This window comes from Pseudomonas sp. 210_17 TE3656, from assembly GCF_054821965.1.
Map to the genome: position 1 here is coordinate 5295435 of NZ_JBTRBC010000001.1, position 20996 is coordinate 5316430.

The 20996-nt window shown below is 61.5% G+C and carries 18 protein-coding genes; 13 read left to right on the forward strand and 5 right to left on the reverse strand.

Annotation, left to right across the window (positions count from 1 at the left end):
• Window positions 1-107 precede the first annotated feature (107 nt).
• Window positions 108-1526 (forward strand): undecaprenyl-phosphate glucose phosphotransferase, encoded by a 1419-nt coding sequence (locus tag ACVI9W_RS24365; protein ID WP_422419001.1) that lies wholly within the window; start codon window positions 108-110, stop codon window positions 1524-1526.
• A 4-nt stretch (window positions 1527-1530) separates the two neighbouring features.
• On the opposite strand, the gene ACVI9W_RS24370 is transcribed toward ACVI9W_RS24365, so the two are convergent.
• Entirely contained in the window at window positions 1531-2469 is a 939-nt protein-coding gene (locus ACVI9W_RS24370; RefSeq protein ID WP_461531544.1) for a LysR substrate-binding domain-containing protein, read from the reverse strand.
• A gap of 146 nt (window positions 2470-2615) precedes the next feature.
• Here ACVI9W_RS24370 and ACVI9W_RS24375 point away from each other — a divergent pair, with 146 nt between their 5' ends.
• From ACVI9W_RS24375 to ACVI9W_RS24385, 3 genes are all read left to right on the forward strand, one after another.
• The gene (locus ACVI9W_RS24375; protein ID WP_461531545.1) at window positions 2616-3992 is read left to right on the forward strand and encodes an L-serine ammonia-lyase; all 1377 of its coding nucleotides are present in this window, start codon (window positions 2616-2618) and stop codon (window positions 3990-3992) included.
• Between the two features lie 144 nt (window positions 3993-4136).
• Window positions 4137-5435 (forward strand): serine/threonine transporter, encoded by a 1299-nt coding sequence (locus ACVI9W_RS24380; protein WP_461531546.1) that lies wholly within the window; start codon window positions 4137-4139, stop codon window positions 5433-5435.
• A gap of 127 nt (window positions 5436-5562) precedes the next feature.
• Complete coding sequence (locus ACVI9W_RS24385; RefSeq protein ID WP_461531547.1) at window positions 5563-5970, forward strand: OsmC family protein; 408 nt, start codon at window positions 5563-5565, stop codon at window positions 5968-5970.
• On the opposite strand, the gene ACVI9W_RS24390 is transcribed toward ACVI9W_RS24385, so the two are convergent.
• From ACVI9W_RS24390 to ACVI9W_RS24405, 4 genes are all read right to left on the reverse strand, one after another.
• Entirely contained in the window at window positions 5967-6644 is a 678-nt protein-coding gene (locus ACVI9W_RS24390; RefSeq protein WP_461531548.1) for a DUF3313 domain-containing protein, read from the reverse strand. The genes ACVI9W_RS24385 and ACVI9W_RS24390 overlap by 4 nt on opposite strands.
• 124 nt (window positions 6645-6768) lie before the next feature.
• The gene (locus ACVI9W_RS24395; protein ID WP_461531549.1) at window positions 6769-7515 is read right to left on the reverse strand and encodes an enoyl-CoA hydratase; all 747 of its coding nucleotides are present in this window, start codon (window positions 7513-7515) and stop codon (window positions 6769-6771) included.
• Between the two features lie 30 nt (window positions 7516-7545).
• Window positions 7546-8142, reverse strand: a complete 597-nt coding sequence (locus ACVI9W_RS24400) for a cupin domain-containing protein (RefSeq protein WP_461531867.1) — start codon at window positions 8140-8142, stop codon at window positions 7546-7548.
• Between the two features lie 65 nt (window positions 8143-8207).
• The gene (locus ACVI9W_RS24405; protein ID WP_461531550.1) at window positions 8208-10157 is read right to left on the reverse strand and encodes an oxidoreductase; all 1950 of its coding nucleotides are present in this window, start codon (window positions 10155-10157) and stop codon (window positions 8208-8210) included.
• A gap of 184 nt (window positions 10158-10341) precedes the next feature.
• On the opposite strand from ACVI9W_RS24405, the gene ACVI9W_RS24410 reads away from it, so the two are divergent.
• The 9 genes from ACVI9W_RS24410 to ACVI9W_RS24450 all read left to right on the forward strand — a co-directional run bounded on the left by ACVI9W_RS24410 (window position 10342) and on the right by ACVI9W_RS24450 (window position 20993).
• A complete protein-coding gene (locus tag ACVI9W_RS24410; RefSeq protein WP_038610542.1) occupies window positions 10342-11379 on the forward strand; it encodes an ABC transporter substrate-binding protein in 1038 nt (345 codons plus the stop codon).
• Window positions 11380-11450: 71 nt separating this feature from the next.
• Window positions 11451-12212 carry a class II aldolase/adducin family protein gene (locus ACVI9W_RS24415; RefSeq protein WP_191831725.1) on the forward strand — a complete coding sequence of 254 codons (762 nt, stop codon included), beginning with the start codon at window positions 11451-11453 and terminating at the stop codon, window positions 12210-12212.
• A 124-nt stretch (window positions 12213-12336) separates the two neighbouring features.
• Window positions 12337-12981 carry a TetR family transcriptional regulator C-terminal domain-containing protein gene (locus ACVI9W_RS24420; protein WP_038610546.1) on the forward strand — a complete coding sequence of 215 codons (645 nt, stop codon included), beginning with the start codon at window positions 12337-12339 and terminating at the stop codon, window positions 12979-12981.
• 69 nt (window positions 12982-13050) lie between these two features.
• Window positions 13051-13767, forward strand: a complete 717-nt coding sequence (locus tag ACVI9W_RS24425) for a response regulator (RefSeq protein ID WP_461531551.1) — start codon at window positions 13051-13053, stop codon at window positions 13765-13767.
• A 5-nt stretch (window positions 13768-13772) separates the two neighbouring features.
• Entirely contained in the window at window positions 13773-14546 is a 774-nt protein-coding gene (locus tag ACVI9W_RS24430) for a substrate-binding periplasmic protein (protein ID WP_461531552.1), read from the forward strand.
• A complete protein-coding gene (locus tag ACVI9W_RS24435) occupies window positions 14543-16798 on the forward strand; it encodes an ATP-binding protein (protein WP_461531553.1) in 2256 nt (751 codons plus the stop codon). The genes ACVI9W_RS24430 and ACVI9W_RS24435 overlap by 4 nt, the downstream gene beginning before the upstream one ends.
• Window positions 16799-17002: 204 nt before the next feature.
• Window positions 17003-18406, forward strand: a complete 1404-nt coding sequence (locus ACVI9W_RS24440; RefSeq protein ID WP_191831721.1) for an amino acid permease — start codon at window positions 17003-17005, stop codon at window positions 18404-18406.
• A gap of 603 nt (window positions 18407-19009) precedes the next feature.
• Window positions 19010-19801, forward strand: a complete 792-nt coding sequence (locus tag ACVI9W_RS24445; protein ID WP_461531554.1) for an enoyl-CoA hydratase/isomerase family protein — start codon at window positions 19010-19012, stop codon at window positions 19799-19801.
• A gap of 31 nt (window positions 19802-19832) precedes the next feature.
• Window positions 19833-20993: an acyl-CoA dehydrogenase family protein gene (locus ACVI9W_RS24450; RefSeq protein WP_038610556.1), complete on the forward strand. Its 1161-nt coding sequence runs from the start codon at window positions 19833-19835 to the stop codon at window positions 20991-20993.
• Window positions 20994-20996: the final 3 nt, after the last annotated feature.

The following is a 20996-nucleotide window of genomic DNA, read 5'->3' on the forward strand; positions in this document are numbered from 1 at the left end:
CTCGGTCAGCGGTGATGGCTTGGTACTGCTACAGTGATATCACAAGCTTCTTCAGGGCTGGGAAATATTGGGAAAGCGTGTGGTATCTCAATTGACGAGGTCTAGTAATGGTTTTCGAACCCAGAAGCAGCCGCTCCCTACTCCAGCGCAGAAGCAGTGTCAGTAACGCCATTCAGGCGGGTCTCGACGGTATTGCGGTGACCGGCGTTGCCTGGTACCTGATCAATGACCAGATCGGTTACATCACCTCTGATTACGTCATCATGATGTTGCTGTTGATTGGTGCATTGGCCGTCATTTACGACCACTACGCCATTTACCGCAGCAATGTCGGGCTGTCCATCAAGGCCTTCAGACTGTTTAAAGCATGGTCGGCCACCTTTTGTTTTCTTGTGGTCATGGCGTTCCTGACCAAGCAGAGCGAGAGTTATTCGCGCATGCTGGTGGGGGAGCTGTTTGTCATCGGCTATTTTGTTCAGCTATTCCTGCACTTTGCCGTGCGCGAGGTGCAAAAGCGCTTTTTTGCGCACGCCTATCGCCTGGAAAATGCCCTGATTATTGGTGCTGGTGACCTCGCTCATTTTCTGCATCAGAAGATAAGCAACAACCCCTGGTTCGGTGAGCGGATTGTTGGTTGTGTCTTGACCGGTGAGGGGGATAGCGGCGATTACGCAGAAGGGAAGAATCGCCTGTCAGTGTTGGGGCATATCTCCGATCTGGATGAGATCGTCGTGCAGCATGCGATCAGGACTGTCTATCTGGTCACGCCGCTAAGCGGTTCTGCGGTCATTAATGACGTGTACTTGAAGTTGCTCGACAAGTGCATTGCGGTTAACTGGGTGCCCGACATCTTTTCCCTGCGTTTGATCAATCACAGTGTCCGTGAAATTTCCGGCATTCCCGTGCTGACCTTGTCTGAAACGCCGTTGACGGGGACGAGCCTGTTCCTGAAAAACCTGGAAGACAAAGTCCTCGCAGCCCTTATCCTGCTGTTTGCGTCACCGGTGCTGCTGGCTGTTGCCCTGGCGATCAAACTCGACAGCCCGGGCCCGGTGTTCTTCAGGCAGGAACGCATGGGCTGGACCGGGGAGTCCTTCCGTATCTGGAAATTCAGAAGCATGGTTGTTCATGAGCCGGAAGATGGCGTGGTCAAACAAGCGCAGAAAAATGATGCGCGGCTGACCCGGGTTGGCGCCTTCATCCGCCGCACCAGCCTCGACGAACTGCCCCAGCTGTTCAATGTGCTGATGGGCGAAATGTCCCTGGTGGGGCCGCGCCCGCACGCCCGGCAACACGATACGCAGTACTCTCAGGACATCGTCGACTACTTTGCCCGGCACAACATCAAACCCGGCATGACCGGCCTGGCGCAGGTCCGTGGTTTCAGAGGTGAGACCAAAGACATCGAGCAAATGATCCAGCGTGTCGACTCTGACATCGAGTACATCAACAACTGGTCGCTGTGGCTCGATTTCGTGATCCTGGTGCGTACGCTCAATGCCTTCACTGGCAAGCATGCTTACTAGCGATTCACTGTGCCTGGGCGTGTAAAGAGCGGAAGCTCTCGGCTTCCTCAACCAGCCAGTCATGCACCGCGCGGGCGCTTGGATGCGCCAGGCCACCGGGCGGATAGAGCAGCACGTAGCGCTTGTGGTTGGCGATTGGCAGGCCGAACGGCACGATCAGGGTGCCGCGCTCCAGCTCGTCATTGAGCAGGGTACGTCGGGCGATGGCCACGCCGATGCCGGCGATTGCCGCTTCAATGGTCAGGTGGTTGCGGTTGAAGGTGTGCCCGCGGCGCACATCCAGGCCACTGGCACCAATGCCTTCCAGATAAAACTCCCATTCCGCGTATTCCGAGCTGCCACGCCAGGCGGTGATGTCGTGCAGCAACGGATAGTGCGCAAGATCGCCAGGGCCATGCAGGGGCGGGCGGCCACGCAGCAGGTTCGGCGAACACACCGGGAAGATCTGTTCATCGAGCAACGGTGTTGAGTGCATGCCCGGGTAGCTGCCGTCGTTGAGGTCGATGGCCAGGTCGAAGTCGCCTTCATGCAAGGCCTGACTGCTGTCTTCGGCCACCAGGCGCAGCTGGATGTCCGGGTAGCGTTGCTGCAGGCGGGGCAGGCGCGGGGTCAGCCATTTGGCCAGAAACGAGGGGATCGAACGCAGGCGCAGGGTGCCGCGAATTTCGCCGGCGTCCAGGCGCAGCAGTTCGGCATCGATGCTGCCGTAGGCTTCGCTGACCGTCTGTGCCAGGCGCTGGCCTTCGGCGCTCAGTTCCACGCCACGGGCGCGGCGCAGGAACAGACGAAAACCCAGGCGCTCTTCCAGCTGACGAATCTGCTGGCTCACGGCACCTGGGGTGATGTGCAGTTCTTCGGCGCAGCGGGTGAACGACAGGTGCCGCGCCGCACAGGAAAACACGTGCAGCCAGACATACATCTGGCCATTCATCTGTCGTCTCATCGTTTAGTTCTGCTAAAGGCTTGCTTAGAAAGTTTCGTTGGTCAATGCCACGGTGACCGGGCAGTATCGCGCAACTTCGCGAAACCCTTCAATTTTTTCATAACGCCGCAGGGCGACATTCGTCGCTTGAGCGTGCAGGCATTAGCATGGCTATCAGTGTTTTCGACCTTTTCAAGATTGGCATCGGGCCCTCCAGCTCCCATACCGTGGGCCCGATGCGGGCGGCTGCGACCTTTGCCCAGACCTTGCGTGAGCAGGGCGTGCTGGAGCAAGTCAGTCGGGTAGAGGTTCGTCTGTATGGCTCGCTGTCGGCCACCGGTGTCGGCCACGCCACTGACCGTGCCACCTTGCTCGGGCTGATGGGCGAATGGCCCGACCAGATCGATCCGCAGCGTATCGAACCGCTGATCACGCAGTTGCAGGACAGCCAGGTGCTGCAGCTCGATGGTCGTCATGCCGTGGCCTTTGATTGCAGTCGCGACCTGCTGCTGCTCGACGAAAGCCTGCCGTACCACCCCAATGCCATGACCCTGGAGGCCAGCAGCGCAAGCGGTTCATTGCTGCAGCAGACCTACTATTCGGTCGGCGGTGGTTTTATTGTCGAGGCTGCGCAGATTGGCGCTGGCGGCGACAGCAGCGAGCAGGTCAGGTTGCCCTACGACTTCGACAGTGCCGCTGAGCTTCTGGCGCTGTGCAAACAGCACCAGTTGCGCGTCAGCGAGCTGATGATGGCCAACGAACTGGCCTGGCGCCCGGAAGCAGAAGTGCGCAGTGGTTTGCTCAAGCTGTGGGCTGCCATGCGCGAGTGCGTCGACAATGGTTTGCGCAACGAAGGCATCCTGCCCGGTGGGCTCAAGGTCAAGCGCCGCGCCGCCAAGCTGCACCGCAGCCTGCAGGAGCTGGGCAAGCCCAATGTGATCGGCTCGACATTGAGCGCGATGGAGTGGGTCAACCTGTTCGCCCTGGCGGTCAACGAAGAGAACGCTGCGGGCGGGCGCATGGTCACCGCGCCCACCAACGGTGCTGCCGGGATTATTCCGGCGGTGCTGCATTACTACATGAAGTTCAACCCTGATGCCTGCGACAACGATGTTGTCGATTTCCTGCTCAGTGCTGCCGCCGTGGGCATCCTGTGCAAGAAGAACGCCTCGATCTCCGGTGCTGAAGTGGGGTGTCAGGGTGAGGTGGGCTCGGCGTGTTCCATGGCTGCGGCGGGGCTCGCCGAAGTGCTGGGGGCGACGCCGATGCAGCTGGAGAACGCTGCCGAAATCGCCCTTGAGCATAACCTCGGCCTGACCTGCGACCCGGTTGGCGGTCTGGTTCAGGTGCCGTGCATCGAGCGCAACGCCATCGCGGCGGTCAAGGCCATCAACGCTGTGCAGATGGCCTTGCGCGGTGATGGCGAGCACTTCATTTCCCTGGACCGGGTGATCCGCACCATGCGCGATACCGGTGCCGACATGCATGCCAACTACAAGGAGACTTCGCGCGGCGGCCTGGCTGTCGCTTTTGTCGAGTGTTGAAGCCTGTAGGAGCGGATTCATCCGCGATGGACTGCGCAGCAGTCCCTCTTATGGGGCCGCTCCGCGACCCTTCGCGGATGAATCCGCTCCTACAATCGTTCCAAGTTATTCATAAGCAACAAAAACAACTACAAGGCAATATCGATGACTGATGTAAACACCACCACCCACCTGGGTGCGAGCACGGCTGCGCCGGCGCAAAGCAAAACCTGGAATCGCCACGACACCACCTGGGTCCTGGGCCTGTACGGCACCGCCATTGGCGCCGGTACCCTGTTCCTGCCGATCAACGCCGGGGTAGGGGGCTTCTGGCCGCTGCTGGTGCTGGCACTGCTGGCATTCCCGATGACCTATTACGCGCACCGTGGCCTGACCCGCTTTGTGCTGTCCGGCAAGCGCGGCGCCAGCGAAGACATCACCGAGGTAGTAGAAGAGCACTTCGGTGTCGGCGCCGGCAAGCTGATCACCTTGCTGTACTTCCTGGCCATTTTCCCCATCCTTTTGGTCTACAGCGTGGCGCTGACCAATACCCTGGGCAGTTTCATGGAGCACCAGTTGCACATGACTCCGCCACCGCGAGCCTTGCTGGCCTTGCTGTTGATCTGTGGCCTGATGATCGTGGTGCGCAGCGGCCAGGGCATCATCGTCAAGGTCATGAGCCTGCTGGTCTACCCCTTTGTGGCCGCACTGTTGCTGCTGGCCCTGAGCCTGATCCCCAACTGGAACGGCGCGTTCTTCGCCCAGGCATCCGAAGGCATGCCGCTGGACCTGTTCTTCAAGACCCTGTGGCTGGCGATCCCGGTGATGGTCTTCTCGTTCAACCATTCGCCGATCATCTCGGCCTTCGCCGTTGACCAGAAGCACCGCTACGGCGAACAGGCCGACCAGAAGAGCAGCCGCATCCTGGCCAGCGCTCATGTGATGATGGTGCTGACGGTGATGTTCTTCTGCTTCAGCTGCGTACTGGCCCTGAGCCCGGCCGATCTGGCGGCGGCCAAGCAACAGAACATCTCGATCCTCTCGTACCTGGCCAACCACTTCCAGACACCGGTCATTGCCTTTGTCGCGCCGTTGATTGCCCTGGTGGCGATTACCAAATCGTTCCTCGGTCATTACATCGGTGCCAGCGAAGGCTTCCAGGGCATGATCGTGAAAAGCCTGCGCAGCCGCGGCAAGCAACTGCCGGCCAAGCGCCTGGAACAACTGACCGCGCTGTTCATGGTGCTGACCTGCTGGGCCGTGGCCACCCTCAATCCGAGCATCCTGGGGATGATCGAGAACCTTGGCGGGCCGATTATTGCCTGCCTGTTGTTCCTGATGCCGATGTACGCCATCCACAAGGTGCCGTCGCTGCGCAAATATTCGGGCAAGGTGTCGAATGTCTTCGTGGTGCTGATCGGCCTGATTACCCTGTCGGCGATTCTTTACTCGTTCTTCGCCTGAGTCGCGTTCCAGGGACAGGACGCTGCGGTTCGTTGCCGTGACTTCCCTTGCAAGGGGCCTGACGTTAGTGTGAACGCACTCGCGTCAGGCCCTTTTGGCTTGACCCTCGCAAAGGAAGCCACTGCAGATGACCGATTCGACCGTTCACGCCGAGCTGGGTGAGATCCCTTATACCGTCAACTTGTCCGCGGGTGTGAACCAGTGGCTGGCGGATGAAAACCAGGCCCTCGGTGGCCGCGACGCCGGCCCCAATCCTCACCAGCTGCTGCTCTCGGCACTGGGGGCGTGCACCGCAATCACCTTGTCGATGTATGCCCGGCGCAAGGAATGGCCGCTGCAGCATGTGCATGTGCGGCTGGATATCGTCAAGGAAGAGAAAACCACACCGATGAGCACCGAGATCAAGCGTGTCATTGAACTGCACGGTGATCTCGATGCGGCCCAGCGTGAGCGTCTGCTGGGCGTGGCCAACGCCTGTCCGGTGCACAAGCTGCTCAGTGGCAGCATTGCGATCGACAGTCAGTTGAGTGACTAACGCGACTCGCTCCTGAATTTGACCAGGCTGCGGCGCATGTCTGAGGCCCAGCCGTCGAGTACTGGCTGGACGTCTTTTACGGTCAGCTTGGTGGTCTTGTTCTCAAGCTCCGTGCCGGCGCCTTTGCGTACCACCTGGGCGACCACCGTGTTGTTGCCGCCATCGAGAATTGCCGCTTCGGTGGCGATGTCGACATCCTGGTCACGACCACCGGCAGCAGTCATGACGGCTGCCGTCACCAGGGCGATCGGGATCACCTCATAAGGCTTGAGCCCTTCGGTGTGGGTTGCCACCGCGGTAATCGCCGGGCGCACCACCAGCACGTTCGGGCCCGGACCTGTGGCCAGCGGTACGACCGCACCCAGTTCGCGCTTGAGCGCGGTGTCGTAGTAGTGGGTGATCTGCTGCAGTGTTTGTGGGGTGATCACGTCGGTGGGCTGCGGTTTGGGATAGAACTGGCTCGGCTCGATGTACACCTGTTTGTAGTTGGCGGCCTTGAAATTGGGGGAGATCCAGCGCATTACCGGTGCGCCGGAGATACTTTCGGCCTCTTTCAGGCGGCTGTAGTCCTTGAGAAAACCGGAGTATTCACTGGGGTCGACCCTGGAGCTGGCGCATCCGGCCAGTACGATAAGTGCGGAGCAGAGTAAGGTTGAACGCAGTGCAGATTTCATCGGCTTTCGTTCCTTGGCAATGATTGCGATGACACGTGTGAGATGACTTCAACAAAGCTAGCAGCTCCCGGCTTGCGCGCCAGAGCGTCCTGTTGTTTTTCAGGGAGGGATCGATGCGCGCGGGTCAATCCTTCACCAGCGCACGCAACGCCGCCTTCGCCTCGGGTGTATGCAGACGTTCGATAAACAGCAGACCCTCGCGACTCACGCAGGCTTCCAGTTCTGCCCGATGCGTATCCTTGAGTAACCGTTTGCTGACCCGCAGCGCTTCCTGCGGCAGGCTTTGCAGGCGCTGCGCCAATTGCCGGGCGGCGCTCAGGCACTGTTCGCCGTCCTCATGCAGCTCATTGGCCAGGCCCCATTGTACGGCCTGCTCACCTGTCAGCAGCTCATTGCACAACAGCAGCCGGGCCGCCCGGGCGTGTCCCAGCAAGCGTGGCAACAACAGGCTGGAACCAAACTCCGGGCACAAGCCCAGAGGTACGAACGGCATGCGCAGTTTGGCCGAGCGGCTCACCAGTACCTGATCGCAGTGCAGCAGCAAAGTAGTGCCGATGCCGATGGCAGCGCCGCAGACGGCGGCAATCAGCGGCTTGTCCAGGGCCATGACAATACGCATCAGGCGAAACACCGGGCTGTCCATGTCGACGGGCGGGTTGTCGAGAAAATCCTTGAGGTCGTTACCGGCGCTGAAGCACTGGGCGCCACCGGTGATGACGATGACCTCGACCTGCGGGTCATCGGTGGCCGCCAGCAGCAAATCGCCAAGCGCGCTGTACATGGCACTGTTCAGGGCATTGAGCTTGTCTGGCCGGTTGAAGGTCAGGGTCAGCAAGCCGTTGTTCAGGTCACGGATAATCAGGTCGGTCATGGCAAGCCTTTATTGTTCTTGTCTTGGGGTTCAGAAGGTCGGTGGCGTGATCACCCAGATGACCACGGCATCGACCTCGCCAGGGTTGCCGTAGCGGTGCGGTTCCTGGCTGGAAAAACTGAAGCTGTCGCCTTCGCTCAACTGAAAGTAGCGATCGCCCACCCACAGCTCGAAACTGCCGGACAGCAGGTAACCGGCTTCTTCGCCTTCATGGCTGTAGCTCTGCTGGCTGTAGGTGCCAGGCGGGAAGCGCGAGTGGAGCATTTCCAGCTCACGGTTTGGCTGCGGAGTCAGTAGCTGGTCAACGATGCCATCTTCGTAGTGGACACTCAGGCGGCTGTTTTTGCGTACCACGTAGCCGTTGTCTTCAGGGTCGGTACTGGTTTCGCTGGCGAAAAACCACTGGATGGTCACGCCCAGGCTGCGGGCGATGTTGAACAGCGCCGGAATCGACGGGTAGGACAGGTTGCGTTCCAGCTGGCTGATGTAGCCAGCGGTCAGCTCGCTCTGCTGGGCCAGTTCGGCCAGGGTCATGCCCCGGCGTTTGCGCAGGCCGCGAATACGCGTACCGAGAAACTGCGGGGCGGCGGCGCCTTCCTGGCTGGGAACGGCGCCGGCGGGCGGCATCTTGATGCTGTTGCTCATGGGGTGCTCCGAACCGCACGCTGCAAAGCCCCGGAGTATAAACAGGCTCAGAGCGTCCAGGCGACCTTCAATCCTTCGTAAATGGCTTCTTCGGCGGTGCGTGGGGCCAGACAATCGCCGATCCGCTTCACTTGCACCAGGCCGCTGAGCTCGTCTACCAGGGTATCGACCGGTTGATGACCCTGGCACAACACCAGGGTGTCGATGTCCTCGAAGATCATCGGCTCGCCGCTGGCGGTGTGTTGCAGGTACACGGTGTTGTCATCGCAGCCGTAGAGGCGGGCGTAGGGGGTGATGGGGATGCCGAGTTTATGCAGTTCACCGGCCAGCTGGTCGCGTACATACAACGGCAGGTTTTCGCCGCAGTGGGTGCCATTGACCGCCAGCTGCACCTGGTGCCCGGCGCGCACCAGCCGTTCGGCGATGCCCGGGCCGATCCAGTCGCAGCGCCAGTCCACCACCAGTACCGAACGCCCGAGGGTGACCTCATCGCGCAGCACCTGCCAGGCATCGACGACCTGCAGTTCTCCCCCACGCTCGAAGGCCGGCCAGTAAGGCTCGGCCCCGGTGGCGACGATCACCAGGTCGGGCTGTTCACGTTCCACCAGAGCGCGATCGACCCGGGTGTTGCGCACTACCTCGACGCCGGCCAGTTGCATTTCGCGCTGCAGGTTGGTGCTGGCGCCGCCGAATTCGGCACGGCGCGGCAGCAATTGCGCCAGCAGTACCTGGCCGCCCAGTTGCGAACTGGCTTCGTACAGGGTTACCTCATGCCCGCGTGCTGCCGCCACTGCGGCAGCCTTCATGCCAGCCGGGCCGCCACCGGCGACCATGATGCGCTTGCGTTGCGGCGCTTTCTGAAGCTGGCCGAACTGCTGTTCACGCCCGGTTTCCGGGTGCTGGATGCAGGAGATCGGCAGGCCGCGATGGAAATGGCCGATGCAGGCCTGGTTGCAGGCGATGCACGCACGCACATCCTCGGCGCGGCCGCTGTCGGTCTTGTTGGGCATCTCTGGGTCGCAGATCAGCGCGCGGGTCATGCCGCAGACATCGGCCTGGCCACGGGCGAGGATCAGTTCGGCTTCCTGGGGCTGGTTGATGCGTCCGGTGACGAACAGCGGAATCGACAGGCTGGCCTTGAAGGTCCCGGCTTCGCGCGCCAGGTACGCCGCTTCGATGGCCATGGGCGGGACGATATGCACCGCGCCGCCGAGCGAGGCCGAGGTGCCGGCGACGATATGTACATAGTCGAGCGCCGACTGCAGCGCCTGTACCGCCGCCAGTGATTCGTCCTCGGTCAGGCCCTCGGCATCACGCTCGTCGGCGCTGATGCGCAGGCCGATGATGAAGTCGGGTGCGGTGGCGGCGCGTACCGCCGCAATCACTTCGCGCAGAAAGCGCAAGCGCTGTTCCAGCTCACCGTTGTAACCATCGGTGCGGCGGTTTACCCGTGGGTTGATGAACTGCGCCGGCAGATAGCCGTGGCTGGCAACCACTTCGACGCCGTCGATCCCGGCCTGATACAGGCGTCGGGCGGCATCGGCATAGCCCTGCACAATCTCGTCGATCATCGCCTGGTCGAGGGCTCGCGGCATTACCCGGAAGCGTTCGTTGGGCACCGCCGAGGCCGAGTAAGCCACCGCCAGCAGGCCGTCGCTGGACTCCATGATTTCCCGGCCGGGGTGAAAAATCTGCGACAGCACCACCGTGCCATGGGCATGACAGGTCTCGGCCAGTTGGCGGTAACCCTCGATGCAGGCATCGTCGGTGGCCATCAGCACATGCGAGGTGTAGCGCGCACTGTCGTGCACCCCGGCGACCTGCAGCACGATCAGACCGACGCCGCCTTCGGCGCGGGCCTTGTGGTAGGCGATCAGGCGGTCGTTGACCAGGTTGTCGGTGGGGATCGAGGTGTCGTGGCCGCTGGACATGATGCGGTTCTTCAGGCGTTTGCCCCGGATTTGCAGCGGTTCGAACAGGTGCGTGAAGGTCGACATGCTGTGCAGGCTCCAGCGGGTTGTTGTTTTTATTTTTCTATAGAAGTGTACCGCCAGTAAAAAATCAACTTGTTTTTTTACTTGGCATTGACTAGTTTTCGATTCACCCCGAGTCCTGGGGCACACCTCACAACAACAAGAAAACGGACTGCGCCTGGCGCGGTACCAGCATGAGGAACCACGAATGAAAGCGAACCTGCTCAAACTCTCGCCCTGGCTGCTTGCCCTTGGCCTTGGCAGTGCCCAGGCAGCACCGGACATGGTGGTCGTCGCCTACGGCGGCGCCGGTCAGAAAGCCCAGGATGCGGCGATCTTCCAGCCTTTCAGCGCCCAGGACGGCAGCAAACTGATCCAGAGTGAATACAACGGCGAAATGGCCCGGATCAAGGTGATGGTCGACACCGGTAACGTCGACTGGGACCTGGTCATGATCGAGGCCCCGGACTTGATGCGCGGCTGCGAGGAGGGCATGTATGAACGCCTCGACTGGGCGCAGATCGGCCGCGCCGAGCAGCTTATTCCCGATGCCGCGCAGGAATGTGGTTCGGCGGTGCTGGTGTGGAGCGTGGCGATTGCCTACGACAAGAACAAACTGGCCCAGGCGCCGGCATCATGGTCGGATTTCTGGGACGTGCAGAAGATCCCCGGCAAGCGCGGACTGCGCAAACGTGCGGTGTACAACCTGGAGTTCGCCCTGATGGCTGACGGCGTCAAAGCCGAAGATGTCTACAAGGTGCTGGCGACCCCGCAAGGCGTCGACCGCGCCTTCGCCAAACTCACCGAACTCAAGCCCTACATCCAGTGGTGGGAAGCCGGTGCGCAACCGGCGCAATGGCTGAGCGCCGGCGACGTGGTGATGACCTCGACCTACAGCGGCCGGATTGCCGTCGCGGCGCAGGAGGGTAGTTCATTGGCCGTGGTCTGGCCGGGCAGCCTGTACGGTATGGACTACTGGGCAATCATCAAAGGTTCCAAGCATGTCGACCAGGCCAAGCGCCTGATCGCCTTCGCCAACCAGCCCGACACCCAGGTGCGCTACGTCAATGCGATTCCTTATGGGCCAACCAACACCGAGGCGGCCGCCGAGCTTGATCCGAAGCTGGCCAACTGGGTGCCGACCTCCAAGCAGAACCTTGAAGGCGCCTTGGCGATGAACGTCGAGTTCTGGGTCGACCACGGCGATGAACTCGAAGAGCGCTTCAACGCCTGGGCCAGTAAGTAATTCCCATGGCTGGACACCGCCGGGTGTCCAGCCCTATTGTCTGGCCAGCCATTTGCCTGAGAACAACAACAATGAATCCGACTGAAACCGAACTGCGCCTGCGCCAGGAACTGGCCGCCTGCTACCGGCTGATCGCGCACTTCCGTATGACCGATCTGATCTTCACCCATATTTCGGTGCGCATTCCTGGCCCCGAGCACCACTTTCTGATCAATCCCTACGGCTTGATGTTCGATGAAATCACCGCCTCCAACCTGGTGAAGATCGACCTGCAAGGCAATGCCGTCGAGCCGTCGCCGTATCCGGTCAACCCTGCAGGCTTCGTGATCCATAGCGCCATTCACGGCGCCCGTGAAGATGCCCAGTGCGTGCTGCACACCCACACCAAGGCCGGTTGTGCGGTGGCCGCGCTCAAGTGCGGGTTGCTGCCGGTCAACCAGATCTCCATGGAGTTCTACGGCAAGGTCGCTTACCACGACTACGAAGGCGTGGCCCTGGACATGGACGAGCAGCAGCGTCTGGTTGCCGACCTTGGCGACAAGCCGGTATTGATGCTGCGTAACCATGGTTTGCTGACCGTGGGCGAGAATGTCAGCGAAGCCTTCCTGCGCATGTATTACCTGGAAAAAGCCTGTGAAATCCAGCTGGCAGCGCAAGCGGCCGGTGAGATTGTGCTGCCGTCGGATGCGGTCTGTGCCCATACCGAGCGCCAGTTCAACGATCACGCGCGGCAGCTGAAAGAAGGCGAGCTGACCGATAGCGGCGCGATGCAGCTGGCGTGGAAGGCCTTGTTGAGGATGCTGGAACGGGTGGCACCGGACTATCGCGACTGAACGGAACTTGTTGTACAGTCGTTCAATAGCATCGCGGGGCAAGCCCGCTCCCACCGGGAGAAGTGCAATCTCGGTGGGAGCGGGCTTGCCCCGCGAAAAGGCCCCCACCCGAAGAGAACCGCCAATGAGCCAGGAAGCCCGTTACAGCCGTATGGTCCCGGAGTTGCGCAAGGCCAACCTGGTCGAAGCAACGCTGGTGTGTCTGAAGCGGCACGGCTTCCAGGGCGCCTCGATTCGCAAGATCTCGGCCGAGGCGGGGGTCTCGGTGGGGTTGATCAGCCACCACTATTCGGGCAAGGACGAACTGGTGGCAGAAGCCTACATGGCGGTCACCGGGCGGGTCATGGGCCTGATCCGCGAAGCCATGGCCCAGGCTGCCCCCAATGCCCGCGAGCGCCTGTCGGCATTCTTTCGCGCCTCGTTCTGCGCCGAACTGCTCGACCCGCAACTGCTCGATGCCTGGCTGGCGTTCTGGGGCGCGGTGAAAACCGCCGAGGCGATCAACCAGGTGCACGATCACTCCTACGGGGAATACCGCAATGAACTGGGCCGCCTGCTCAGCGAGCTGGCCCGGGAGGAGGACTGGCAAGCCTTCGATGCGGACCTTGCGGCGATCAGCCTGAGCGCCTTGCTCGACGGTTTGTGGCTGGAATCCGGGCTTAATCCCGGCACCTTCACTCCCGAGCAGGGCGTGCAGATCTGTGAGGCCTGGGTCGATGGCCTGCAAGCCGGTGGACGGCGGCGCTTCACCCTGACCGAGGGCTGTTGATCGGTCGTTCAGTAATGGGTAGGCTGCTGTCGCGAGTTACATAACAACGACTATAAGAGACAACACGCAATGACGCCTCGGGTACTGATCGTCGACGACGATCCGCTTATTCGCGACTTGCTGCACGCCTACCTGTCCCAGGAAGGCTACGACGTTCACTGCGCCGACACCGCCGAACAGGCCGACAGTTTTCTGGCCAGCCACAACGTCGACCTGGTGATGCTCGACATCCGCCTGCCGGGCAAAGACGGCCTGACCCTGACCCGCGAGCTGCGGGTGCGCTCGGAAGTCGGGATCATCCTCATCACCGGTCGAAACGACGACATCGACCGTATCGTTGGCCTGGAGTGTGGCGCCGACGACTATGTGATCAAACCCCTCAATCCCCGTGAACTGGTGTCCCGGGCGAAAAACCTGATACGCCGCGTGCGCCATGCCCAAGCCTCGAAACCAGCAGCGGCCAGTACCCAGGCCCTCAAGCAGTTCGCCGACTGGGCACTGGACACTGACCGCCGGCGCCTGATCGATCCGCAAGGCGGCGAAACCCTGCTGACCCATGGCGAATTCCAGTTGCTCAGTGTGTTCCTGCGCAACAGTGGCCACACCCTCAGCCGCGACCAGTTGATGGACCAGATCCGCAACCGTGAATGGGTGCCCAACGACCGCTCCATCGACGTGCTGGTCGGTCGCCTGCGGCGCAAGCTGCACGACGACCCGGCCGAGCCGCAGCTGATCATCACCATTCACGGCGCCGGTTACCTGTTTACCGCCAGCGTGGCGGCCTGATCGCCATGGGCCGCTGGCTGGGCCTGCTGATGCTGGTGCTAGCCCCGTGGCTGCAGGCCGCCGAGCGCATCCGCTATTGCGACTATCCGGTGTACCCGCCAGTGTCCTGGAGCGATGGCAAGCAGGTGCGCGGCCTGGCGCCAACCGTGGTGCGCGAGCTGTTCGGGCGTCTGGGCTACGAGGTCGAGATGGTTGTGCTGGGCAACTGGAAGCGCTGTTTGCTCGACGCCGCCGAAGGCCGGGTAGACGTGGTGCTGGCCTACAACAGTGACCAGCGTGATCAGGGCATGCGCTTTTCCCGCGTGCCGGTGCTGCGCGAAGAAGTGGCGGTGTTCGTCAATCGCCAGCGGCCGGTGAAATTCGAGCGCCTGCAAGACCTGGCCGGCTATCGCGGCGGCTTGCTGTTTGGTGAAAGCTACGGCCCGGCGTTCGACCAGTTTGTTGCCAAACACCAGAACATCGAATGGGTGTCGTCCAGCCAGCAGAACTTCGGCAAGCTGATTCGCGGCCGTATCGACTTCGTCATTCAGGAGCGACGCACCGGTCAGCTGTTTGTTGAACGCCTGCCCGGTGGCGAGGATATCCAGGCGTTGCCTGCGGCCCTCAGCGTGGATTACCTGCGTGTCGCCGTTTCGCGTCACTCCAGATTGAGTCAGCACATGGCGCAAATAGACGAGCAACTGCAACGCATGACCGACACCGGTGAGATCGAGCGTTGGTTGCACCAGAGCGAAGTGACCTACCGCGACATGATCAACCTGCCGGCAGACGCGCGATGATCCGCCTGCACGCTGATGGCCTGCTGCGCCGCCTGTTGCTGTTCATTCTGCTGTTCAGTCTGTGCTTCACGGTGTTGGCCAGCACCGTGCAGCTGTATTTCGAGTACCGCCGGGAAATGCGCGATATCGATGCGCGCATGGCGCTGATCCGGGTTGGTTACCTCGCCAGCCTTGAGCGCAGCCTCTGGGATCTGAACCAGGAGCAGATCAGCGTGCAACTGCGCGGTCTGGTGGACTTCTCCGATGTCGCCCGGGTGCGTCTGAGCAGCGCCGACTTCAACCTGTTGCAGGGTGAGGCCAACCCGCCGGGGCCGCTGCGCATTGAGCGATTCCCCCTGGATTTCCAGCCGCCGTCGGGGCCGCTGCGCCATCTCGGTGAACTTGAGGTGAGCATCGATCTGGGTGCGGTGCATCGGCGTCTGTTCGCCACCGGGCTGACCAGCCTGTTATGGATGAGCGTGTTTCTTTGTGGCTTGGCGGTGGCCTTGTCGGGCCTGTTCTATCGCCTGGTCACCCGTCATTTGCAGGTCATGGCCGAATTTGCCCGGCGCATTGGTGCCGGCGACTGGCAGGAGCCGCTGCGCCTGCATAAGCGTCGCTCAGCCCGATTAGATGAGATCGACACCGTGGCCCATGCCCTGGATGACATGCGCCGGGCGATTCTCAGCGATATCGAGCGGCGCGAAGTGGACCGCCTGGCCTTGCAGGACAAACGCGACGAGCTGCAAAAGATGGTCGAACGGCGTACCGCCAGCCTGATGCGCGCCAAGGATGAGGCCGAGGCGGCGAACCTGGCCAAATCGCGTTTTCTGGCGACCATGAGCCATGAACTGCGCACGCCGCTCAACGGCATTCTCGGCATGGCTGAACTGCTGCGCGGCGCCGGACTCAATGTGCAGGACGGCAAGCGTCTGGATGCCTTGTACAAGGCCGGGGAAGGGCTGCTGACCATCCTCAACGAAGTGCTGTATTTCGCCCGCCTGGAAGAAGGTGAAACCCATCCCGAAGCCGTGGTTTTTTCCCTGCGTCAGCTGTGCGACGAAGTCATCACCCTGCTTGAACCCAAGGCGACGGCCAATGGCAGTACGCTGACGTGCCATATCGATCCGCAGTTGGCCGAGCGTCAGCAGGGCGCCGAGCAGTTTCTGCGCCAGGTGCTGAGCAACTTGCTGGCCAACGCGATCAAGTTCACCGAAGGCGGACAGGTCAATGTCGAGGTTAAGGTGCTGGGCGAGCAGGACGGCCAGCAGCAGGTGCGGGTGAGCGTCACCGACAACGGCATCGGCATCGCCGAGGCGGTGCAGGCGAAAATCTTCGACCGCTTCACCCAGGCCAGCGAAGCTGTGGCACGGCGCTATGGCGGGACCGGTCTGGGGTTGGCGATCAGCAAGCATCTGGTGGAAAAACTGGGGGGACGGATTGGCCTGCAAAGCACCGAGGGGCAGGGCAGTTGTTTCTGGTTCGAACTGAGCCTCGCACCCGGACAGCAACGCACCCTGACACTGGCACCGACACAGGTGGTCGCGTCCCTGGACATCCTCGTGGTCGAGGATGTGGCGTTGAACCGTGAAGTGGTGCAAGGCCTGCTCAAGCGTGATGGTCACCGGGTCTGGTTGGCCGAAGAAGCCGGGCAGGGCATGGCGCTGTGCAGTGAACGGCGTTTCGACCTGATCCTGCTCGATGTGCATTTACCGGGCATCAGCGGCGTTGAGCTGTGCCGTCAGATTCGCAGCAGCCCCGGGCTTAACCAACACACGCGGATTCTGGCGCTGACCGCCAGTGTCCAGCCGGCACTGGTGCAGGGTTTTCTCGAAGCGGGTATGCACGGGGTGCTGGCCAAGCCGTTGAAACTGGAAAGCCTGCGTCAGGCCCTGGCCGCAGAGCGGCCGCTAGCGGAGGCCTCAGCAGATGACTCGGAACTTGACCACGCACTGCTGAACACCCATCGCCAGTTGCTGGGCGAACAGAAAGTGCAAGGGTTGCTGGAGGTCTTGCAGACGCTGGTTGCCCAGCACCGCAGTGCCTTGGCCGAGGCCATCGCGGCGCATGACTGCACCGAAATAGTCCACCTGGCCCATCGTTTGGCCGGTAGCAGCGACTCCCTTGGTTTCTGTGGTCTGGCCCGGGTGTTGCGGGCCCTGGAGGCGGCGGCGATGGCGCGCGACCTGACCGCCATCGACGGCGTGCGGGAGGCTTTACAGGTGCAGATGCAACGGGCGCAGCAGACGCTGGAACGCCTGATCCAGCGCTGACGTACAAAAATCTTACGACTTTTTACATCTTCGATCTTTACGTACAACTGCACCTTACATCGCTTTCCAATAATCGACGCTAACCGCACTGCACGCGGTCTTCGAAGCTTATTGGAGATAATAATAATGAACTGCCGTAAAGCTCAGCCGTCCCCGCGTTATCGCCTGTCCCTTTCGCCCCTGCGCCACTGTTGAGGTGCCGACATGAGCGAATCTACCGAACGTAAAGGCATTCACCTCACCCGCGCGCTGAAGAGCCGGCATATTTTCATGCTGTCGCTGGGCGGTGTGATCGGTACCGGCTTGTTCATGGGCTCGGGGGTGACCATCAACCAGGGCGGGCCGGTCGGTGCGATCCTGGCTTACCTGGTGGCGGGCTTCCTGATGTACCTGGTGATGGTCTGCCTGGGCGAGCTGTCGGTGCAGATGCCGGTGTCTGGCTCGTTCCAGGCCCATGCCACCAAGTACATCGGCCCGGCGACCGGCTTCATGATCGGCTGGGTGTACTGGATGAGCTGGGCCACCACCGTCGGCCTGGAATTCACCGCGGCGGGCATGCTGATGGTGCGCTGGTTCCCCGAAGTGCCGATCTGGTACTGGTCGGCGCTGTTCGTGGTGGTGCTGTTCGGCCTCAACGCCCTGGCCACCCGTGCCTTTGGTGAGGCCGAGTACTGGTTCTCGGGGATCAAGGTGGCGGCGATCCTCGGTTTCATCATTGTTGGCGTGCTGGTGATCTTCGGTGCCATCCCGCTGAGCAGCGGTGCGCCGGCGCCGATGATGAGCAACCTGATTGGCGATTCGCTGTTCCCCAACGGCTTGTCGGCGGTGTTCGCGGTGATGATGACCGTGGTCTATGCCTTCCAGGGCTGCGAGATCATGGGCGTGGCGGCGGGTGAAACCGACCAGCCGGAAAAGAGCATCCCGCGTGCGGTGCGCAACGTGGTGTTCCGCGTGCTGATCTTCTATGTGCTGGCGATCGTGGTGCTCTCGGCCATCGTTCCGTGGCAGCAGGCCGGCTTGATGGAAAGCCCGTTTGTGCAGGTGTTCGACATGGTCGGCATTCCCTATGCGGCGGACCTGATGAACTTCGTCATCCTCACGGCGATTCTGTCGGTGGGCAACTCCGGGCTGTATGCCTCGACGCGGATTCTCTGGGCGATGTCCAAGACCGGCATGGCGCCCAAGAGCCTGTCGCCGCTGAGCAAGCGTGGCGTGCCACTGCGGGCGCTGAGCATTACCCTGTGCTTTGCCCTGGTGTCGTTGATGACCAGCTTCGTTGCTGCCGACACGCTGTTCATGGTGTTGATGGCGGTGAGCGGGATGTCCGGGACGGTGACCTGGATCGTGATTGCCCTGGCGCAGTATCGCTTTCGCAAGGCGTTCTTGCGTGAGGGCGGCAAGCTTAGCGAGCTCAAGTACCGTGCGCCGTTGTATCCGCTGGTGCCGCTGCTGTGCATCACCCTGTGCAGCTCGCTGTTTGTGTTCCTGGCGCTGGATGAGACGCAGCGGCCTTCGCTGTACTGGGGTTTTGGTTTTATTGCAGTGTGTTATGCGGCGTACTTCATCATCAATCGCAAGCGGCAGGTGGTGTTGGCTCCGTCGGTTTAACGCATCCCGCTCCCACCCAGGCCCGGTGGGAGCGGGCTTGCCCCGCGATGAGGCCCCTCGGTTTGTGGACATATCCATTTGCCAGTGTGGCGTTGAGTCACCTTTCCGCCCTTACGGCGGCTTACTTTTTCAGTCGAAAAAAAGTAAGCAAAATTCTCGCCCCACCAGGGGCCCTACGCTGCGCTTCGGGTTCCTTCGCTCCGGTGCCGCTACGGGGCATTGCGAGCTACGAGTTGCAAGCAACTCTACGCTTCGCAACTTCGGCTACGCCGAAGGCGCTGCGCGCTAGCCCCTCCACGACACCTCCACTCAGCCCTACTGGTTAACGGGGCCGGTGGATCAAGATCAAAAGCAGATCAAGATCAAAAGCACAATTCGCTTCGCTCTTGCTTTCGCGACGGGGATGGCAGTTGTGCGAAGTTGTAACAGCGCTCAAGTCGCTTTGTGTTTCTGTAAGTATTTATTCAATAAAAACAGTTAATTAAGCGTGTAATTTCATCTGTTACATCACTATTTTTTCCCGATTGTCTCCTTGTTGAACACTCGTTTAGTATGGCCTCAAGTCCTACCCCTCACGCCAACCACAATAATTCGAGGCCTCCCATGACTACTTCTCCGTCAATGCTGAGCAAAGTCGAAGCCGGCGTTGCCTGGATCACCCTCAACCGTCCCGAGCAGCGCAACGCTCTGGACATCCCTAGCCTGCAAAAGCTCCATGCCTTGCTCGATGATTGCAACGCCGACCCTGCGGTGCGCGTGGTGGTGCTGACCGGCAGCGGGCGTAGCTTCTGTGCCGGGGCGGATCTGGCCGAATGGGCTGAGGCCGAAGCCCGTGGCGCGCTGGAAAGCTATGGCTGGACCGAGACCGCTCACGCTCTGATGCAACGCCTGCACAGCCTCGACAAACCAACCATCGCCGCCATCAACGGCACCGCCGTCGGCGCCGGGATGGACCTGACCTTGTGCTGTGACCTGCGTGTGGCCGCCGCCTCGGCGCGTTTCAAGGCGGGCTACACCAGCATGGCCTACAGCCCCGACGCCGGTGCCAGCTGGCATCTGCCACGACTGATCGGCAGCGAACAGGCCAAGCGCCTGCTGTTCCTCGATGAACTCTGGGGCGCCGAACGAGCGCTGGCCGCCGGGCTGGTGGGTGAGGTGTGCGCCGATGACCAGTTGTTGGCAGTCACCGCAGAACTGGCCGGACGCTTGGCCAACGGCCCGACCTTCGCCTTCGCCCAGACCAAAACCCTGATCCGTGACGGCGCCCAGCGCACCCTCGGCGAGCAGTTGCAGGCCGAGCTTGCCGCCGGGTTGCTGTGTGGGCGCAGCGAGGACGGCGCCGAAGCCTTGCGTGCAGCGGTCGAGAAGCGCGCGGCAAAATTCGTTGGTAAATAAACACTTACACGACTTTCTTCAGGAACATTCCATGAATTTCCAACTGACCCAAGAACAAGAAATGTTGGTGGAAGCGGTACGCAGTTTCGTCGCCAAAGAGTTGCTGCCCCATGAGGAGGCCGTGGACCGCGCCGACGAGGTGTCGCCGGAACTGGCTGCACAGATTCGTGGCAAGGCCATCGCTGCGGGCTTTTATGCGTTCAACATGCCCGAGGAAGTCGGCGGTGGCGGTCTCGATTACCTGTCCCAGGCGCTGATCGAGCGTGAGCTGTCCAAGGTGTCGTGGGCGGTGCATGTGTTTGTTGCGCGTCCGTCGAAGATTCTCATGGCCTGCAAGGATGAGCAGATCAACGATTACCTGCTGCCGTGCATCCAGGGCGAGAAGGTCGACTGCTTCGCCTTGACCGAGCCGGGTGCAGGCTCCGACGCCAATGCGATCAAGACCCGCGCGGTGCGCGAAGGCGACGACTTCGTCCTCAATGGCAGCAAGCATTTCATCAGTCACGCCGGGCACGCCGATTTCGCCATTGTCTTCGCCGTGACCGACACCTATGAGCACAACGGCCGCAAGCGCAACGCGGTCACCGCGTTTCTGGTCGACCGTGGCACTCCCGGCATGACCATCCGCCGCGGTCCCAAGTGCGTGAGCAACCGCGGTTATCACACCTACGAGATGTTCTTCGACGATTGCCGGGTGCCGGCCAGCAAAGTGCTCGGTGAAGTGGGCAAGGGCTGGGAAGTGGCCAACGCCTGGCTCACTGCCGGGCGGGTGATGGTCGCCGCCAACTGCGTCGGCCAGGCCCAGCGCGCGCTGGATGTTTCGCTGCAATGGGCCGCCGACCGCAAGCAGTTCGGCCAGCCGATCGGTACCTATCAGGGCGTGTCGTTCAAACTTGCCGACATGGCCACGCAGATCCGCGCCGCTGAGCTTTTGACCCTGCACACCGCCTGGAAGATGGACCAGGGCAGCATGACCGATGGCGAGGCCGGCATGGCCAAGCTGTTTGCCAGTGAAGTGCTGGGCAAGGTCGCCGACGAAGCCGTGCAGATTTTCGGCGGCATGGGCCTGATGGATGAAGGCCCGGTCGAGCGGATCTGGCGCAATGCGCGGATCGAGCGGATTTGGGAGGGCACCTCGGAGATCCAGCGGCACATTATTTCCCGCGAACTGTTGCGCCCTCTGTTGCGTTGATCG